We start from the raw sequence: 19069 nt of genomic DNA, 5'->3' as shown, positions 1-19069 counted from the left end.
GTCAATGCCGGCGCGGCCGGCCGACATTCCCTCCGTCGATCGGCTGCTCAACCATGCGACGATGCAGCCGCTGCTCGATCGCTATGGCCGCGCGCCGACCACCGCCGCGCTGCGGCAGATGCTCGAGGCCCTGCGCGCCGAGGCTGTCGCGGGAACGCTGCCACGCCACGCGCTCGGCGACGCCGCGCTGCGCGATGCGCTGGCCGCCCGACTGCTCCGCGCGCACCAGCCGCGCCTGCGCGCCGTGTTCAATCTGACCGGCACCGTGCTGCACACCAATCTGGGCCGCGCGCTGCTGCCGGATGCCGCGGTGCAGGCCGTGATGCGCGCGATGACCGCGCCGGCCAATCTCGAGTTCGATCTCGCTTCCGGTGGCCGCGGCGACCGCGACGATCTGATCGACGATCTGCTGCGCGAGCTGACGGGTGCCGAAGCCGCCACGGTGGTCAACAACAACGCGGCGGCCGTGCTGCTGATGCTGAACACGCTCGCGCCGCGACGCGAGGTCATCGTTTCGCGCGGCGAACTGGTCGAGATCGGCGGTGCCTTCCGCGTCCCGGACATCATGCAGCGTGCAGGCGTCAGGCTGGTCGAAGTCGGCACCACCAATCGCACGCATCCACACGACTACGCCAACGCCATCGGCGCGCGCACCGCGTTGCTGATGAAGGTGCATTGCAGCAACTACGAGATCACAGGCTTCACGCGCAGCGTCGACGTGGCGGAGGTGGTGCATCTTGCGCGCCCGCATGGCATTCCGGTGGTGGTCGATCTGGGCAGCGGCACGCTGTGCGATATGACGCGCTGGGGACTGCCGCGCGAGACCACGGTGCGCGAAACCATCGAGGCCGGCGCCGACCTGGTGACCTTCAGCGGCGACAAGCTGCTCGGCGGCCCGCAGGCGGGGCTGATCGTCGGGCGCGCGGATCTGATCGCGAAGATCAAGAAAAATCCCCTCAAGCGCGCGCTGCGCGTGGGCAAGCTGACCCTTGCCGCGCTGGAGCCCGTGCTGCGGCTGTATCGCGACCCCGACACGCTGGCGCAGGCGCTGCCGACACTGCGGCTGCTGACACGCCCCGCCGCTGAGATCGCCGACATGGCTCAGCGCCTGCTGCCGCCAATCGCCGCGGCGCTGGGGGATGCCTGGCAGGTGCAGGTGGTGCCGATGGTCAGCCAGATCGGCAGCGGTGCCATGCCAGGCGGGCAACTGCCAAGCTGCGGGTTGGCGATCGGTGTGCGCAACGCGGGCAAGCGTGGCGTCGGCCGCCGCCTGCAGCAGCTGGAAGCGGCGTTGCGCGCGCTGCCGCGCCCCGTGATCGGCCGGATCAACGAGCAGGCGTTGTGGCTCGACCTGCGCTGCCTGGAAGCACCGGACGAAGCGGATTTCGTCGCGCAGTGGCCGCAACTGCCGGAGGCGGCGCGTCCATGATCGTCGGCACCGCGGGGCATATCGACCACGGCAAGACCACGCTGGTCCGCGCGCTCACGGGCGTCGACACCGATCGGCTCAAGGAAGAAAAAGCGCGCGGCATCTCGATCGAACTCGGTTACGCCTATACGCCGCTGCCCAATGGCGATGTGCTCGGCTATATCGATGTGCCCGGACACGAGCGGCTGATCCATACCATGGCCGCCGGTGCCAGCGGCATCGACCTGGCATTGCTGGTGATTGCCGCCGACGATGGCGTGATGCCGCAGACGCGCGAGCATCTGGCCATCGTCGAACGGCTGGGCGTGCCGCGCGCCGTGGTGGCGCTGACCAAGACAGATCGCGTGGACGCGGCGCGATGCGACACAGTGCGCCGCGAAATTGCCGCGTGGCTGGCGGCCACCCCGTATGCGGACGCGCCATTGTTCGCGCTCGATGCCACCGATGCGCAGCACCCGGGCATCACGCAGCTGCGAGACTTCCTGCACGCCGCCGCCCAGGACCTGCCGGTCCATCGCGCCAGCGGCCTGTTCCGGCTGGCGGTCGATCGCGTATTCACGCTCGCCGGCCACGGCACGGTGGTCACCGGCACCGTTTTCAACGGCCGCGTCAACGTGGGCGATTCGATGCGGGTGGCGCCCGCCGGGCTGCCCGTGCGCGTGCGCAGCATTCACGCCCAGCAACGGCCCGCATCGATCGGCGTTGCCGGGCAACGCTGCGCGCTCAATCTCGCCAACGTCGAAAAGGACGACGTGCGGCGCGGCGACTGGATCGTCGATGCCGCGCTGATGGCGCCGGTCACGCGGCTCGACGTCGAGCTGACGCTGGCGCCGGGCTGGCATGCCGATGGCGCGGCGCGCAGCCACGCCGGCCGGAACAAGGACCGTGCCGATGCACAGGCACCGGGCGAGTTCCGCGTGGGCCATTGGACGCCGCTGCACGTGCATCTCGGCGCGGCGCATCGCACCGCCAACGTGGTGCTGCTGGACGCCGAATCGCTGGCGCCGGGCGGTTCGGCGCTGGCGCAGCTGGTCTTGTCCGCGCCGGTTGTCGCGCTGGCCGGCGACCGCTTCATCGTGCGCAATGCGCAGGCCACGCAAACCGTGGGCGGCGGCGTGGTGCTCGACAACGTTGCGCCCGAGCGCCACCGCCGCACGCCGCAGCGGCTGGCGTGGCTGCGCGGCATCCAGCGCATGATCGGTGGCGACGGCCTGTCGCCGCTGCTGGCGCACGCCCCGCATGGCATCACGCAAACGCGGCTGGTGCAGCTTACGGGCCTGACGCCCGGCGAATGGCAGTTGCCTGACGATGTGCTGCGCATCGGCGACAGCCTGATCCTGTCGCGCCATCTCGATGCGCTGCGCGCCAGGGCAATCGACACGCTGGCTGCGTTTCATACGCGCATGCCGGACGAGCCGGGACTCGGCGCCGGGTCGCTGCGGCGCGTGGCTTTTGTTGGTGCGCCGATTCCCGATGCGCTGTGGTCGGCGCTGCTCGACACGCTGTTGCAGCAGCACGCGATCGAACGCCATGGCGGCTGGCTACGCCTACCCGGCCACGAGATCGCCTTCACCGACGCCGAGCGCGCGCTTGCGGGCACGCTGCTGCCGCGCGTCGCCGCCGGCGGCTTCGACCCGCCATGGGTGCGCCAGCACGCGGTGGCGCTCAACGCGCCGGAAGCGCACGTGCGTGCCGTGCTGCAAAAGCTGGCGCGGCAGGGTGCGGTGCATCAGGTGGTGCACGACCTGTTCTATGCGGCCGATGCGATCGAGACGCTGGCCACGCGGTTCGGCAATTTGGCGGCGATGCATCGCCATGTGCAGGCGGCCGTGTTCCGCGATGCCGTGGACCTCGGTCGCAAACGCGCGATCCAGATTCTGGAATTCTTCGATCGCGCGGGATACACTCGCCGCGTGGCCAACGCTCGCATGCTGCGCCCGGACAGCGAATGGCGGCCACACGCGTCAGGCGCCGGACCATCCAAGCCGGCCAGCGCCGAAACGGGCGAAAGCCCCGACGCTCCCAATGCGCCCGGCACGGCCGGCGGCGCACGGGGATCGGCACAGCGCGCAGTTGCGACGGACCGGGCGCCGTCATCCAAGGAAGGCATCCGTATCCGGTGATGCGGCCGGGCTTCAAACCCGGTTGGGGGCGCCAGACGTTCCCTGGTAGGTTCGACTCCTGCTGCTTTCCGCCATCTCTTTGGCCGGCATTTGCGCCAATACCCCTCCAAACGAGCCTTTCCTGTTGCGCGCCACGTGACCTACCATGCATGAGCAGCGGTTGGGCATGTTTCGAGTCTCGAACTACTCATCCAAGGATCTTTCATGGACAGACGCGCGTTTCTGCGGCTCGGCGCCGCGGTCCCGGTTTCGATTGGCGCGGGCGGCATCGCCCCGGCATTTTCCACAACCCCCTCGGCTGAGGCCATTTCCGCGACCGACGGCTGGCGCACCTACGAGCTGACCACAGAGGTGATGCTGCCGGCGTCATCCGCGCCCGCCACGGTCTGGCTGCCACTCACGGCGCCTCATCTTGGCGACTATCAGCGCACGCTTTCCACCGACTGGCAGGCCCCGGGCGCAAACGCCCGCGCCGTGCGCGCGTCCGCCTTCGACGTGAACATGGTGGTGGTCGAATGGCCCACGCCCACCTATGGCGCGCCTTTGACCGCGCGGCTGACCAGCACGGTGGCGCTGCGCGACCGCGATGTCGATCTCGGCGCAGCCACGCCAGCCCGTGCGCCGCGCGAAAACGCCGCCGCGCTGCGCCGCTATCTGCAGCCGACGCGCTGGATGCCCACCGACGGCATCGTGCGCGACACCGCGCGGGCGATCACTGCGGGCATGACCGACGACATGACGCGCGCGCAGGCCATCTACCAATGGGTGGTCGATCACACTTGCCGCGACGCCCGCGTACGCGGCTGCGGCACCGGCGACGTGGTGACGATGCTGAAGACCGGCGGCATCATGAACGGCAAGTGCGCCGACATCAATGCGCTGTTCGTGGCGCTGACGCGCGCGGTCGGCATCCCGGCCCGCGACGCCTACGGCGTGCGCGTCGACGATTCCTCGCTGGGCTTCCGCGCGCTGGGCAAATCGGGCGATATCTCGCGCGCGCAGCACTGCCGCGCCGAGTTCTACGCGGCCGGCCTGGGCTGGATTCCGGCCGATCCCGCCGACGTGCGCAAGGTGGCGCTGGAAGAAGCGCCAGGCGGGCTGCCCATGACGGACGCCAAGGTGCGCGCCGCACGCGCCATGTTGTTCGGCGCGTGGGAAGGCAACTGGGTCGCCTACAACCACGGGCACGATGTGCGTCTGCCCGGCAGCGGCATGGCGCCCCTGCCGTTCCTGATGTATCCCAACGGCAAGGTGGCGGGCGGCACGCTGGACAGCCTGGATCCGGCGGCGTTCGGCTATCGCATCACTTCGCGCAGGGTGGCTTGATGAGGGAACTGATCGTGCAGGCTGGCAACTGGAATACCGACGGAACCGGCGCGTCCGGCGCTGGGGGCGCCCAGCTGGACCCTCACGAATCCGGAAGCCGCGGCGGCGAGGCGCGGCTGACGTCGCTGGCCCATGGCGGCGGCTGCGGCTGCAAGATCGCGCCCGACGTGCTGCGCGATATCCTGCGCAACACCCGCCATTTCCCCACGCCGCCCGAATTGCTGGTGGGCATCGAGACCAGCGACGACGCCGCAGTCTATCGGCTCAGCGACACGCAGGCGCTGGTGGCCACCACGGATTTCTTCATGCCCGTGGTGGACGATCCCTTCGATTTCGGCCGTATCGCGGCCACCAACGCCATCTCGGATATCTACGCCATGGGCGGCACGCCGATCATGGCGCTGGCGCTGGTCGGCATGCCGATAGACATGCTGTCGCCGCACACCATCGGCAGGATTCTCGAAGGCGGCGAATCGATTTGCGCGCAGGCCGGCATCCCCGTGGCCGGCGGTCATTCGATCGATTCGGTCGAGCCCATCTACGGCCTGGTGGTGATGGGGCTGGTCCATCCAGACCACATCAAGCGCAATCGCAACGCCCAAGCAGGGGACGTGCTGATCCTCGGCAAGCCGCTCGGCGTAGGCGTCTATTCGTCGGCCATCAAGAAGGATCTGCTGGATGACTACGGCTACCGGCAGATGATCGACAGCACCACGCGACTCAACACGCCAGGCAAGCGCTTCGCGGAGATGGATGGCGTGCACGCGATGACCGACGTAACCGGCTTCGGCCTGCTTGGGCATCTGCTGGAACTGTGCCGCGGCAGCGAGCTGGGCGCGACGGTCGATATTGCGCGCGTGCCGCTGCTGCCAGGCGTGTCGGCGCTGGCGGAAAACGGCGCGGTCACCGGCGCATCACGGCGCAACTGGGCCGCCTATGGGCACGACGTCGCGCTCGACGCCGGCGTCACGCCAGTCCATCAGGCGCTGCTGACCGATCCGCAAACCAGCGGCGGGCTGCTGGTGGCCTGCGCGCCCGATGCGGTGGACGCGGTGCTGGGCGTGTTCCGTGCCGAGGGCTTCGGGCACGCCGCGGTGGTGGGGCAGATGCATGAAGGCCCGACGACCGTGCGAGTGCGCGCGGAGGATCGGCGGCCTTATGGGACGGCGCTGTCGGAACCCTAGGCGGGCGCCCTACGCGGCGTCGTGAAAGATGATGCCGAGCGTGTGGCGCTGGCCGCTGCGCAGGCGGCTCACGCCGTGCCGCAGGTTGACGCGATACACGCCCCGCCCGCCCTGCACCGGCCGCTGGCTGACCGCAAACGCCACCGCGTCGCCTTTGCGCAGCGGCACCACTTCCGCCCGCGACTGCATACGCGGACGCTGCTCGGTCATCACGAATTCCCCGCCAGTGAAATCCTTGCCTGGATCGGATAACAGGACCGCCACCTGCAACGGAAACACATGCGCGCCGTACAGATCCTGATGCAGGCAGTTGAAATCGCCGGTCTCGTAGCGCAGCAGCAGCGGCGTCGGGCGACGCTGTCCGGCGCGATGGCAGCGCGCGAGGTAATCCGCATGGCGCTGCGGATAATCGCTTTCGATCCCCATCGCGGCATGCCAGCGATTGGCGACCGGCGCCAGATGCGGGTATAGCGCGTCGCGCAGTTGGCCGACCACATCGGGCAAGGGGTAGGCGAAATACTTGTACTCGCCTCGACCAAAGCCATGGCGGTGCATGTCGATGCGGGCGCGGAACAGGTGGTCCTGCGCGTAGAGCGCGATCAGCGCGTCGCAGGTCGCCGCATCAACCAGGCCCGGGAGGGCAGCGCAGCCGTAGGCATCGAGCTCTGCCTCGATCGCTGGCCAGTCGAGTCGATCGACACATGCGGCGACGTCGTCCCGCACCAGTGCCGATGGCCCGACGGGGTTCGTGTTCGTGTTCGTCCTCGTACTCAAAGCCGCTCCTATCGACTCATTGAAAAAATCTCTTGAAATGAGATTAATTCCCATTTACACTGGCTTCACTGTCTGACGCACGGCAACGCCGAAACCGGACAGGAACCGATTACCAGGTGCTGTTGGCATGGAAAGTCAGTCTTCACCAACATCATCGCAGACCGTCTTTTGTGGGGACCGCTCCGAGACACGGAGCGTTTGGTAGTAGCCAGTCGCAGGAAGATCGGGAAAACATCCAGACCCCGTTTTCCCGATCGCGTCATCCAGCGACAAGCCAGGCCACCTTTTTATTCCGCGCACTGTGAAGAACAGTGCGCCGCCCGGGCCGGCGCGGTTCGACCGGTCCGGGCGCTTCCGCCTGATTCCGCCATGTGCCGGCGGACGCGCGATCCGGCCCAGAGCGCCGATACCGCGCGCGTCGCGCCGGATCCACCGATTGGAGTATTAACCGCGTGCCCGTAGCGGACGCGAGCTTGCGCATGACTACTTCCACCGTGAATTCCAAAGCCGTCCCACTGAAGCGCGCGGGCCTGAAGGCCACCTCCCCGCGCATGCACGTGCTGGAAGTGTTCCGCAGCAGCCATCGCCGCCACCTGAGCGCGGAAGACGTGTATCGCGTGCTGCTCGATCTCGATGTCGAGGCAGGCCTGTCGACGGTGTATCGCGTGCTGAATCAGCTGGTGCAGGCCAACATCCTGTTGCGCCACAGCTTCGAGTCGGACCACGCGGTTTTCGAACTGAACGAGGGCGGCCACCATGACCATCTGATCTGCGTTGGCTGCGGCGTGGTCGAGGAATTCCGCGACGAAAGCATCGAGCAACGCCAGCGGCAGGTGGCGGCGCAGAACGATTTCGAACTGCGCGAGCACATGCTGGTGCTGTACGGGCTCTGCCGCGCCTGCCAGCAGGCCGATGCCGAGACCGCAGCCGGCGTGGTTCACGACTAACGCGCACGTTTCTTACATAAACGCGTGTCCGCGTTACAAAGGCGCGAAATCGGTAATACGCCGTTTGGGTAGAGTGAAGTCATCGCATCTCGCCCACGGTGACTACCATGACCAAGCGCCCACTCCGTCTTTCCCTGTTTCTTGCCGGCGTCGCCACGCTGGCGGCTTCCACCGCAGCCATGGCGCGCGTCGATGTCGATGTGAATCTCGGCGTGCCTGTCGCGCCGGTAGTGGTGGCCCCAGCGCCGGTCTACGTGGCGCCCCGCCCCGTCTATGTTGCGCCGCCGCCCCCGCCGCCCGTGGTGTACCGCGCCGCGTCGCCGGTATATGTGGCGCCGCCCGCCGTAATCGTCGGCTGGCACGGCGATCGTTACTGGGACGGCCGCCGCTGGTACGACCGCCGCGAATATCATGCGTGGCATCACCATGACGACTACTATCGCCGCTGATGTCGCCCCAGCTTGGACCTACCGATCCCGCTGCCCGCCCGGCGTCATGACCGGGCCACTGCCGCCGCCGCGGCCGGGGCGGCGGGACGCAGCACCAGCCAGACCGCCACGCCGATCAGCAGCATCCCTGCGGCGTGCGCCCACGACAGCGTTTCTCCCAGGAACATCCATCCCCACACGATGCCGAACGGCGGAATCAGAAAGGTGACCGTCAGCGACTTGACCGGCCCCAGATCCGCGATCAGACGGAAATACAGCACATAGGCGATAGCGGTACAGAACATGCCGACGCCGACCATCGCGCCCCATACGCCGAAGTCGGCTGCAGGCAGCGTGTTGTCACGCAGCAGCGCCGCGACGCTGAACGGCAGCAGGAACAGCGTGGCACCCACCAGGCTGCCGCCCGCCACGAGGCGATTGTCCAGTCCGCCGCGCGCCGTGATCCAGCGTCGCGTCAAAAATCCGGCCAGCCCGTAACACGAGGTGGCGACCAGGCAGGCCAGCGCGCCAAGCATCACCTCGTGCGAAAACACCACCGGGCCCGTGCGTGTCAGCACGAAAACGCCGGCGAGGCCTATCAGCACGCCCGCAGCCTTGGCCCGCGTGAGTTTCTCTGCAAAGAACAGCGATCCGATGACCACGCCCATCAACGGCGTCATGGCGTTGAAGATGGCGGAATATCCGGCGGGCAGCCACAGCGCCGCCACCGAGTACATCACAAAGGGAATGCCGGAATTGATGATGCCCAGCACAATGACCGGGCGCCATTTGCCTTGCATGTTCCACTTCAGCCCCATCATCGGCAGGCACGCGGCCAGCGTCAGCGCGCCAATCAGCACACGGAAGAAGGCTGTGGGCAACGGCCCCAGCACGGGCGCAGCAATCCGGATAAACAGGAAGCTGGCGCCCCAGATGGCGGAAAGCGACAGCAGGCGAAGCAGGTCGGCAGGTCTCATGGGGGTGGGAAGTTAGCGATGACGGCAGAGTGCGTAGAACCGTTGCCCAGAGGCGACAAAAGCGCCACATTTCGAGCAAATCGTGCGGGGCAAACACATGAGCCTTGCGTCATTACAGCGCTAAAAGCGGCGCATGGCTGGCTGGATTCGGACACATGCCTAGGCGCAGCACGATCTATCCGATATGACGCGAAAACAACGAATATTTGCCCCAAAATGGCGCAAAAGCCATGTCAATTGCACGGGCGCGGCAAGATCGCTTTCGACTCGCTTTCACCCGCACCCTACTGATGGAGGGGGCTTTACCACAGGGCGTGACATCCCGTATTCAGTTCTATTAAAATCTGGTCTGCGCCAGAGTTAATTGACCCCTCCGACGCATTCCCGACAAGCCGCCAGGCAACCCTGGCGGCTTCTTTTTTTCTATCGTCGGAAAAACACGTATCGTAGCGATTGTGCGGCGCTGTGGGGTGAGGCGTTTCGCGCACGTTGCATTCCCGCGTCAACCTTCCGCCCCGGTATTGCGTTCCCAGCCTCATGAAACGACAGTTCCTCGGCTTGCTAGCCCGCGTCTACGTGATGCAATTCGCCATGGAGGTGCCCGCCACCGTGGCCATGCTTGCAGAAATGCTCATCGAATACGGATTCCAGGTGGACATCGGCACCGTGCGGCCGCTGCTGCGCGCCTTGCAGATGGAGGGCTATCTGGAAAGCGTGCTGCGCGATGGCATCGGACGGGTGTACCAGTTGACCGAACAGGGCCGCGAGGAACTGGCGACCAGCCGCTCGCGCATCGATGAACTTTATCGCCGCCTCCACCATTCCGGCGCGACAGCGTCCAGCGCCGCGCCACACACCGCCATCCATAACAGCTGACAAATATTTGAGCGCCCCCGCTCGCGGGAACCCGGCTGCACGCGTGTGCGTCAGCCGGGTTTTCTTTTTGTGGCCGGCCAGTCCCGTCAGGCGTGGCGTACCCGTTTCTGCGTGCGGCTAAGAGAGCCATCAAGCCGCATCGGCAAACCCCTTGCCGCCGATCAGGATCCGCCGCAACGCATCAAGGCCGACCGGCTGACAGAACAAATAGCCCTGCACCGCATCGCACCCCTCGCCACGCAGGAAATCGAACTGCGCCTTCGACTCCACGCCTTCGGCAACGACCTGCAGGTGCAGTTGATGACCGAGCGCGATGATGGCGGCGGCCACCGCGCGGTCGTGCCCCGGCACGGCCAGATCGTCGACAAACGATTTGTCGATCTTGAGCTTGCTGATCGGCAGGCGCGTGAGATAGCCCAGTCCCGAATAGCCGGTGCCGAAGTCGTCGATGGACACGCCCACGCCTAGCTGGCGCACGCGCCGGAACGTTTCCACGGTCTGTTCGCCGCCATCGACGAGGATGCCCTCCGTGACTTCGATGGTCAGGCTTGAAGCGGGCAGTTCCGCCGCCTTCAGGCAACGCGCCACGGTCTCCGGGAAACTGGCATCGCGCAGCTGCAACGGAGAAATATTGACCGCCACGTCGATATCGCGGCCAAGCTCGCGGCGCAGCGCCTGGATGTCGCTGCACGCGCGCGCCAGCGTCCACGCACCCAGCGCGCCGATCAGCCCCGACTGCTCGGCAATCGGAATGAATTCCGACGGCTGCATCGGGCCGCGCTCGGGCGTCTCCCACGCGATCAGCGCCTCCACGCCGATCACTTGCAGCGTGGCCACATCGACGATGGGCTGGTAGCGCAGCCGGAATTCCTGTTCGGCCAGCGCGCGGCGCAGCAGCGACTCGATCGTGAAGCGCGCCAGCGACGCCTCGGCCATTTCGCTGGCAAAGCGGCGCAGTTGCGCGCGCCCGCCCTGCTTGGCCGCATACATCGCCGAATCGGCCGATTTCATCAGATCGGTCAACGTATCGCCGTCATCTGGAAAGATCGCCATGCCCAGCGACGGCGTCACGCGCAGCGACTGCCCCGCTACTTGCAGATCCTCCGATACGCGCGCGAGGATCTTGGCGGCCGCCAGTTCGGCTTCGCTATCGTGCCGCAGGCCGCCCAGCACCACCGCGAACTCGTCGCCGCCCATGCGGGCCACCACGTCGCGCGGTCGTACCGCGCCGCGGATCCGGTCGGCGATCGTGCGCAGCACGTCGTCACCTACCGGGTGCCCAAGCGATTCATTGATGTGCTTGAAGTGATCGAGGTCGAGCAGCAGCAGCGCCGCGCGCGCGCCCTGGCGACGCGCCTCGGCCAGCACCGCGCCGGTGCGCGCGTGCAGCTCCGTGCGGTTCGGCAGGCCGGTCAGGGCGTCGTGCTGCGCAAGATGGCGGATGTATTCGTCGACGCGCCGGCGCTCGGTCAGGTCGTGCGCGATGGCCAGGAAGCCGTTTTCCGCGCCGCCGTCGGTCATTGCGGTCAGGGTCAGATGCACCGGCAGGCGCGATCCGCCGCGCCGCAGATAGGTCCACTCGCGATCCTCGGGCACGCCGAGCTTCGGTTTGGCGGTCAGCGCGGGCAAGCCGGCGGCCACGGTATCGCCGAGTTCGTACGACAGCTCGCGCGCGTGGGCGGCCACCTCGTCCTCGTCGTGCAGGTTTGGATACGGCATGCGGCCGACCAACTCGGCCTCGGCGTACCACAGCATGCGCTGGCCAGCGCGATTGATACCGGTGATCATGCCGGCGGCGTCGAAGGTGATCACGCAGAACGGCGCCTGATCGAGCAGGCGCGCGTAGCGCATGCTGGCGGCGGCCGCGGATTGTTCGGCGCGTTCCAGGCTGGCGCGCAAGCCCGCCGCCTGTGCGCCGCCCGCATCGCGGGCCAGCCCGGCCTGTCGCCGCGCATCGCGCCGGCCACACGCAAGCCGGTATGCCAGCCATGCCATCAGCAACGTCGCCAGCCCGCCCAGCACCAGCGCCCGCATGCCATAGCGGCCGGCATGCGCGGTTTCGAACGCGGGCCGCGTAGCCGCGTGCAGCGTCCACGTCTGGCCGCCAAAATCGATACGGCGCTGCGCTTCGATGATCGGCTTGTGCCCGTCGGCGCGCCGTTCCGCCTCGGTGCTCTCGCCCGACAGCAATGCGCCGTCAGAGGCCTGCGCGCCGTCGTAGAGCGTCAGCACCAGTTGCGCCGCCGTGTCGCCCGACACCGCGCGCATCAGGTCGCCCAGCCGCAGCGACACGTAGACCACACCAGCCAGCACGCGGCGGCGCTCGTCGATTGTTGCCACCGGTGCGTCGGCCGGGAATACCGGCACGTAAAGCAGCGCGCCGCGCTGGTGTGTCTGGGCTTCCGCCTCGCGCACCAGCGCCAGGCCGTGCGTCAGCACCGGCAGGCCGCTGTCGCGCGCCGATTCCAGCGCCGCGCGGCGCTCCGGATCGCTGAGCAGATCGAATCCTTCGGCGCGCGTGTTGCGTCCGCTCGATGGTTCGACATAGAGGATCGGCGCATAGACCGGACGCGCGCCGGGCGGATAGACCTCGTAATCGGCCACGCCGTCCGCGTGCGCCGCCGCCGTCACCGCCGCCAGACGCGGCGCCGGCACGAGCGGCGCGTAACCGATCGACTGCGTGCCCGCGGGCAGGTCGTCAAGCTGGGCGGAATAGAGATAGTTGCGCCATTGCGCGCGCGTGGTGCCGGGGTTGGCGGCCATCAGCGCCGCCACGCCGCGCAGCAGCCGCGCGTTTTCCTTGAGCCGGTCGGCCAGCGCGTCGGTGGTGCGGTCCAGCAGCGCCGCAACGCTCTTTTCGGCCACCTGGCGCTCCAGCCGGTCCGCCTGACGCCACGCGCCCGCTGTCAGCAACGCGCCGCCCACGGCAACCAGCAGCGACAGCAAGGCGGGGGACAACGAAGGCAATTTCATGAACGAGGGCTGGATGAGCGCGCCCCGATGACGGAGACCTCGCCGTGGGACGCATGTGACGGGCGCACTATAACCCGTCGTTTTACAGCCCGACAGTGCCGGCACGCACACATGACGGCGACGCCGACGGCAGCGTTGCGCCACCGCTGCTTCGACACGGATTTTGTCGTCGCATCGGTGTTGTCCGGGATGTGTCAAACGCGCGACCCGTGATAGCGTAGCCATGCTGCGCGGGAGTGCCGACCGATACGACGTGCGCTTGCGCCCGCCCTATCCGCCTCGCTTTCATGTCCCGGTTACTGCCATCGCTCAAGGCGCGCATTGCGCTGATCACCACGGTGCTTGCCGCCGTACTCGGCGGCGGCATCGTCATCGGGTCGCTCTATTACGCCCACAACGACCTGCAGGACGCGCTGCAGAACCAGCAGGATTCCATCGTGAAGCTGTCGGCCGATCAACTCGACACGGCCATGGAAGACCGCATCGTGATGCTGCAGCATCTGGCGCCGCAATTGCGCGAGCTGCTGGCGTCGCCGGCCGCCACGCGCGACGAAGCCCAACGCGAGGCACTGCGCCCGCGCCTGCTCGAAACCGTGAGACGCGCGGTGCCGGTGCCGGCCGCGTTCGACGCCGTGATGGTCACTGACCGCCACGGCACGGTTCTGACGATGGGCGGCACGCCGGTGGACGTGGGCGACCGCACCTATTTCCGCGAAGTGGCCCGCACGGGCAACGTGGTGGTGGCCGCACCGATCCGCGCGCGCATCGACGGCTCGATGGGCGCCGTGGTGGCGGTGCCCGTGATGTCCGCGTCGGGCGAATTCATCGGGCTGGTAGGCGGCTGGCTGAACCTGGCCAATTCCAACTTCCTGGTGGAAATGAGCCGCAGCCGGCTCGGTATCACGGGCTTCTACTGCCTGGTTTCGGCCGGCGCCACGCCCGTGTACGTGCAGCATCCCGATCCCGCACAGGCTCACCAGCCCGCGCGCGCCACGGGCGACACCTGCGGCGTGGACGACAGCGCGGCAACGCTGGAATTTCTCACGCCCAAACGGCCCGTGATCGCCCGCCGCCTGATGGCCACTACCGGCTGGGAACTGGTGGCGGTGTTGCCCGCGCGCGAAGCCTACGCGCCGCTGCGGCAGATGCAGCAGCGTTTCGTGATGATGTCCGGCATCGCGCTGGCCGTAGTGGCGCTGCTGATCTGGCTGGCGGTGCGCCGTCTGCTGTGGCCGCTGTCGCGATTGCATCAGGTGGTGCGCGCCAGCGCCAGCGACGAGGACGCGTTCGAGAACCTGCCGAAACGGCCGCAGCGCGACGAAATCGGCGACGTCACGCGCGCCTTCATCCGCCTGATGCGCGACGTGCGCCAGCGCGGCCAGCAACTGGCCCGCAGCGAGCGCCGTCTGCGCGCGGTGACCGATACGCTGCCGTCGCTGCTGGCCTTTGTCGACAACGACGAGCGCTACGTCTTCAACAACGTCGCCTACGAGCGCGCATTCGGGCTGCCGCTCGAGCAGATCCGCGGCATGTCGATGCGCGAACTGCTGGGCGAGGAGCGATACCAGCGTGCGCGGCCGCATCTGCAGCAGGCGTTGGCGGGCAGTGTGGTCACCTTCGAAGGCGAATTCCTATTTCCGCATCATCACTGGATGGAAACCAGCTATCGACCCGAATGGAGCGAGGACGGCAAACAGGTCGTGGGCGTGCACATCCACGTGCAGGACATCACCCAGCGCAAGCTGGAGACGTTGCGGCTGTCACGCATGTCGCGCACCGATCACCTCACGCAGCTGGAAAACCGCAGCGCCTTCGAAGCGCATCTGCAAGGCGCGATGGCCGACAGCCGCAATCAGAATCATCTGATGGCGCTGCTGTTTCTGGACATGGATCGCTTCAAAGCCGTCAACGATAGTCACGGCCACGCCACCGGCGACTTGCTGCTACAGGCGTTTGCATTGCGGCTACGCCGCTGCGTGCGGGAGGCGGACCATGTGGCACGCCTGGGCGGCGACGAATTCGCGGTGATCCTGGCTGATATCGGCTCGCCCGCCACCGCGCAGCGCGTTGCGGAAGCCATTCTGGAATCGGTCAGCCGGCGTTTCTATTTCGATGGCGTGCTGGCCGATGTCAACGTCAGTATCGGCGTGGCGCTGTATCGCGGCGCACCGATGACCGAGGAGGCGCTGATGCGGATGGCCGATACGCTGCTGTATCGCGCCAAGGCGCTCGGGCGCGGTCGTTACGAGATGGGCCCGGCCGAGCTGGCGCACGTCGACGCGTGACCGAGGTGCGGACCATCGAATAGGCCGTGGGAGGACTTTCGGCGCTGAAAGCGGGGCCGAAATCACGCGCGCGACCGCGTTCACTTACGCGAACGTGCCGCGCCGCGTGGCGATGCGAGCGGTCAGTGACGCGTGGACTGGTCGGACGCGTCCGACGCCTGCGGGGCCGCCTCGTCGAACGGCACATGCCTGCCGTCGGCCGATTGATAGCCGAGCTTCGCGTTCTCGCCCATCATCCTCTCGTAGGCCAGCATCGCTTCCGCGACGGCCTTCGATTCGCCCTTGAACACCACAACGTCATTGCCACAGTTGGGGCACTGGCCGCCAAACACGGCATCGATGCCGCGCAGGCCCGGCGCTGGAATCGCATCGAAATTGGTGAAAGCCGTCTTGCACGATCCGCAGACCAGTTGTGCCGGACGCAGCGCGTCGACCCGTGCCTGCGCCTGTTGCGCACGCTCTTCCGGCGTGCCCCGTCGTTTTGCCTCACCCATGATTCTGTCCTTTCGTGCCGCTTGATTCGGCCAACTTGCTGCGTTTTGCGCGGTACTGCGTGGATCCGGCCATTTTGCTGCCTGTGCAGCCGCTCTGGGGTCCAACGCGCGCCAGGCAGAGGCGGCCATTGTAGAACAGTCTGACCGCCGCGCTCGTCATGACCGCGCCGCGCCGTTGCCCGGCATGTTCGCCATGTGCCTGCTATTGTGGATAACGGTTGCCTTGGGTCTTGTCCCACGGGATCGGACCCGCCCACCCCCAAAGGAGGACACCGATGATTCGACCCAACGTGCAGGAAAACTTCTCCCGATACGCCGACTGCATCGCCGCCTGCAACGCTGCGGCGGCGGCCTGCCTGAAGTGCGCTGCCGCGTGCCTGGAAGAACCTGACACAAAGAAGATGGCGCGCTGCATCGCGCTGGACATGGATTGCGCAGGCATCGCCAATCTTGCCGCGTCGTACATGCTGCGCAATAGCGAATTCGCGCCGCTGGTTTGCGAGGACTGCGCCGAAGTGTGCAAATGGTGCAAGGAAGAATGCGAGCGCTACGATCACTGGCACTGCCAGGAATGCGCAAAGGCCTGCGCGGCCTGCATGGAAATGTGCCTGAAAATGACTGCCTGATCGCAACGGGCCGGGCACTCCGGCCTTCCCCACGCGCCCGGCGCCGCCGGAGCGCGGCTGAACCGGGCAACCGCCGCCGGCCGTGCACATGCACATGTCGGCGGCAGGGACATTGCCCCGCATGCGACGCCTATGGCACCGGACGGCTATGCTTAGGGTCTGCCCTGATTTCGCAGTGATTCCGCAGTGATCCCTTTGTCGAAGGAGTCCGTCCATGTCCGAGAAGTCGTCCGCCACCCGCATCGAGAAAGACAGCCTGGGAGACGTTGCCGTCCCGGCCGAGCATCTCTGGGGGGCACAGACCGAAAGGTCGCGTCAGAATTTTCGTATCGGCAGCGAGAAAATGCCGCCGTCGCTGATCGAAGCGTTCGCGGTGCTCAAGCTGTGCGCGGCGCGCGCCAACCGCGAACTCGGCGTGCTCAAGCCCGATGTGGCCGATGCCATCGAAAAGGCCGCGGAAGAAGTTATCGCGGGTAAATGGCCGGGCGAGTTTCCGTTGTCGGTCTGGCAAACCGGATCGGGCACGCAGACCAACATGAATCTCAACGAGGTGATCTCGAACCGCGCTATCCAGATGCTGGGCGGCGAGGTGGGTAGCAAAAAGCCCGTGCACCCCAACGATCACGTCAACGCCAGCCAGTCGTCCAACGACAGCTTCCCCACGGCGATGCACATCGCGGCCACGCGCGCAATCCAGCAGACGCTGTTGCCATCGCTGGAAAAGCTGCAGCAGACGTTTGCCAGGAAGGTCGACGCCTTCGCGGATATCGTCAAGGTTGGGCGCACCCATTTGCAGGACGCCGTGCCGCTGACGCTGGGCCAGGAATTTTCCGGCTACATGACGCAGGTGGCGGACGCGCAGTCGCGTCTGCAGCAGGCGATGCTGCGCGCCATGGCGGTGCCCCAGGGCGGCACGGCGGTGGGCACCGGCCTGAACGCGCCGCCCGGATTCGCCGCAGCCTTTGCCCGCGCGCTGGCCGCCTACACCGGGCTGCCGTTCGAACCTGCACCCAACCGCTATGCGCTACAGGCGGCGCACGACGCGCTGGCGGACCTGTCCGGCGCATTGAACACCACCGCGTCGTCGTTCCTGAAGATCGCCCGCGATTTCATGCTGCTGGGCTCCGGCCCGCGCGCTGGTTTTGCCGAACTGCAATTGCCCGCCAACGAGCCCGGTTCGTCGATCATGCCCGGCAAGGTCAATCCAACCCAGGCCGAAGCGCTGGCGATGGTCTGCTGCCGCGTGATCGGCAACCACACCACGGTGACGCTGGCCAACAGTCTTGGCACGTTGGAACTGAACGCCTACAAGCCGGTGATCATCTATAGCGTGCTGCAGTCGGTGACGCTGCTGGCCGACGCCGCTTCGAGTTTTGCCGAACACATGGTGGAAGGCGTGGAACCCGATCGCGCGCGCATTCAGGAACTGCTGGAACGTTCGCTGATGTCGGTGACCGCGCTCAACCCGCATATCGGCTACGACAAGGCCGCCGAGATCGCCAAGCTCGCCGTGAAGAAAAACCTGTCGCTGCGCGAGGCCGCGATCGACTCGGGCCACCTCACCAACGAACAGTTCGACCAGTGGATCGACTTCAAGGCGCTGACGAAGGAAATCTGACGGGCCGCTGACGGCGGGCGCCCGCGCGCAGGATCACGCGGGCGCTGCGCCGAGCCGTCGCCGCAGGGGAAGTGACCAGCGGCGCGCTATGACGAGAGCTTCATCATCACCAGGCCGCTGACGATCAGCACGGCCGCAGCGATACGCATCAGGCTGGCGGGCTCGCCCAGGATGAACAGGCCGACGAGAAACGCGCCGACCGCGCCGATGCCGGTCCAGATCGTATAAGCGGTGCCAAGCGGCAGCGTCTTCATCGACAGCGACAACAGCGCGAAGCTGGCGATCATCGCCACCAGCGTGACCGCGCTGTACTGCCATTTCGTGAAGCCATCCGACAGCTTCATCGCATACGCCCATACGATTTCGAGCAGACCTGCAACCACCAGGAATATCCAAGCCATGACGGCTCTCCCTTTAACAAGAGCCGGGCCGTCCCGGACATGAAAAAAACCCAACGTGGGCGAGGTCGTCCTCGGCGCGAATTATAGGTGGTATGCCCAGTCATCGCGAAACGCGCGGCGCGGGTCTTCCTTGGTGCGCGCGCGGGCCGCGTCGCCATCGAATATCCGCGTAGCGCGCCGCGCGGCCGTAGAGTACGACCACGGCGGTGTCGTTGGCCATCGCGCAAGCAACGCGTCGGGCTAGGTCTCGACGGTGCGGATCGGCACGTCGAACACGGCAGCCGAGCCCTTGATCGCTCATTTGCGCCGTTTGATCCACTTTTTGAGGGCCCGACGGCGAATGCGGTAAACTGCGTCGTTCCGCCGCGCCGGGTACGGCCGCAAAGTTGCCTTCTCAGGCACTTAGGTCATCGCCACTGTCGAAGTGGGCGCCGGCGGATACGCACCCGGGCCTTGCGCCCACCTTTGGCTTGCCTGCCCGTGTGGCAGCATTCGCCGCCCAGCTTCGACCCTCGATCCAGGCGCTGCGCCGCTTGCCGCGCGCATCCCGGATAACGCCCTGCGTGTCTCGCCCCGAGAACTTCCGCGCAGGACTGGAACCCCTCAGG

Annotated in this window: 15 protein-coding genes and 1 tRNA gene; 11 read left to right on the top strand and 5 right to left on the bottom strand. The window is 66.9% G+C overall.

The genetic code is table 11. From position 1 onward, the window contains the following. Positions 1-4: 4 nt before the first annotated feature. The 5 genes from selA (at position 5) to selD (ending at position 6062) form a co-directional block, all read left to right on the top strand. Positions 5-1429 carry an L-seryl-tRNA(Sec) selenium transferase gene (gene selA, locus F7R19_RS06330; protein WP_150979856.1) on the top strand — a complete coding sequence of 475 codons (1425 nt, stop codon included), beginning with the start codon at positions 5-7 and terminating at the stop codon, positions 1427-1429. Next, on the top strand, positions 1426-3552 hold the full coding sequence (selB, locus tag F7R19_RS06325; protein ID WP_150979695.1) for a selenocysteine-specific translation elongation factor: 2127 nt from the start codon (positions 1426-1428) through the stop codon (positions 3550-3552). Before selA ends, selB begins: the two co-directional genes overlap by 4 nt. After that, a tRNA-Sec gene (locus F7R19_RS06320) sits at positions 3531-3626 on the top strand. The genes selB and F7R19_RS06320 overlap by 22 nt, the downstream gene beginning before the upstream one ends. Positions 3627-3756: 130 nt before the next feature. After that, entirely contained in the window at positions 3757-4878 is a 1122-nt protein-coding gene (locus tag F7R19_RS06315; protein ID WP_150979694.1) for a transglutaminase-like domain-containing protein, read from the top strand. Continuing rightward, the gene (selD, locus tag F7R19_RS06310; RefSeq protein WP_150979693.1) at positions 4878-6062 is read left to right on the top strand and encodes a selenide, water dikinase SelD; all 1185 of its coding nucleotides are present in this window, start codon (positions 4878-4880) and stop codon (positions 6060-6062) included. The genes F7R19_RS06315 and selD overlap by 1 nt, the downstream gene beginning before the upstream one ends. A 9-nt stretch (positions 6063-6071) precedes the next feature. Here the strand turns inward: selD and F7R19_RS06305 are convergent, their stop codons facing one another. Next, complete coding sequence (locus tag F7R19_RS06305; RefSeq protein ID WP_407648928.1) at positions 6072-6836, bottom strand: 2OG-Fe(II) oxygenase; 765 nt, start codon at positions 6834-6836, stop codon at positions 6072-6074. Positions 6837-7315: 479 nt separating this feature from the next. Here F7R19_RS06305 and fur point away from each other — a divergent pair, with 479 nt between their 5' ends. Both fur and F7R19_RS06295 read left to right on the top strand, forming a co-directional pair. Next, complete coding sequence (gene fur, locus F7R19_RS06300) at positions 7316-7783, top strand: ferric iron uptake transcriptional regulator (protein WP_150979691.1); 468 nt, start codon at positions 7316-7318, stop codon at positions 7781-7783. 107 nt (positions 7784-7890) lie between these two features. Continuing rightward, the gene (locus tag F7R19_RS06295) at positions 7891-8232 is read left to right on the top strand and encodes a hypothetical protein (protein ID WP_150979690.1); all 342 of its coding nucleotides are present in this window, start codon (positions 7891-7893) and stop codon (positions 8230-8232) included. A 44-nt stretch (positions 8233-8276) separates the two neighbouring features. Here F7R19_RS06295 and F7R19_RS06290 read toward each other — a convergent pair whose 3' ends face one another. Further along, positions 8277-9188: a DMT family transporter gene (locus tag F7R19_RS06290; protein ID WP_150979689.1), complete on the bottom strand. Its 912-nt coding sequence runs from the start codon at positions 9186-9188 to the stop codon at positions 8277-8279. 537 nt (positions 9189-9725) lie between these two features. Between F7R19_RS06290 and F7R19_RS06285 the strand changes: the two genes are divergently transcribed. Further along, on the top strand, positions 9726-10064 hold the full coding sequence (locus F7R19_RS06285) for a PadR family transcriptional regulator (protein ID WP_061955705.1): 339 nt from the start codon (positions 9726-9728) through the stop codon (positions 10062-10064). 129 nt (positions 10065-10193) lie between these two features. Here the strand turns inward: F7R19_RS06285 and F7R19_RS06280 are convergent, their stop codons facing one another. After that, complete coding sequence (locus F7R19_RS06280) at positions 10194-13037, bottom strand: bifunctional diguanylate cyclase/phosphodiesterase (protein ID WP_150979688.1); 2844 nt, start codon at positions 13035-13037, stop codon at positions 10194-10196. Positions 13038-13324: 287 nt separating this feature from the next. Here F7R19_RS06280 and F7R19_RS06275 point away from each other — a divergent pair, with 287 nt between their 5' ends. After that, a complete protein-coding gene (locus tag F7R19_RS06275) occupies positions 13325-15322 on the top strand; it encodes a sensor domain-containing diguanylate cyclase (RefSeq protein ID WP_150979687.1) in 1998 nt (665 codons plus the stop codon). Between the two features lie 122 nt (positions 15323-15444). Here the strand turns inward: F7R19_RS06275 and F7R19_RS06270 are convergent, their stop codons facing one another. Then, positions 15445-15816 (bottom strand): hypothetical protein, encoded by a 372-nt coding sequence (locus F7R19_RS06270; protein WP_061955701.1) that lies wholly within the window; start codon positions 15814-15816, stop codon positions 15445-15447. A 275-nt stretch (positions 15817-16091) separates the two neighbouring features. Between F7R19_RS06270 and F7R19_RS06265 the strand changes: the two genes are divergently transcribed. Beyond that, positions 16092-16442: a four-helix bundle copper-binding protein gene (locus F7R19_RS06265; RefSeq protein WP_061955699.1), complete on the top strand. Its 351-nt coding sequence runs from the start codon at positions 16092-16094 to the stop codon at positions 16440-16442. Between the two features lie 214 nt (positions 16443-16656). Then, positions 16657-18060, top strand: coding sequence for a class II fumarate hydratase (fumC, locus tag F7R19_RS06260; RefSeq protein WP_061955697.1), 1404 nt, complete (start codon positions 16657-16659; stop codon positions 18058-18060). 86 nt (positions 18061-18146) lie between these two features. Here fumC and F7R19_RS06255 read toward each other — a convergent pair whose 3' ends face one another. Continuing rightward, entirely contained in the window at positions 18147-18461 is a 315-nt protein-coding gene (locus F7R19_RS06255; protein ID WP_061955694.1) for a DMT family transporter, read from the bottom strand. Between the last annotated feature and the right edge of the window lie 608 nt (positions 18462-19069).

This window comes from Cupriavidus pauculus, from assembly GCF_008801835.1.
GTDB classification, from domain to species: domain Bacteria; phylum Pseudomonadota; class Gammaproteobacteria; order Burkholderiales; family Burkholderiaceae; genus Cupriavidus; species Cupriavidus pauculus.
The sequence above is the reverse complement of the archived record's forward strand: the minus strand, read 5'-3'. Positions and strand labels throughout refer to the sequence as shown.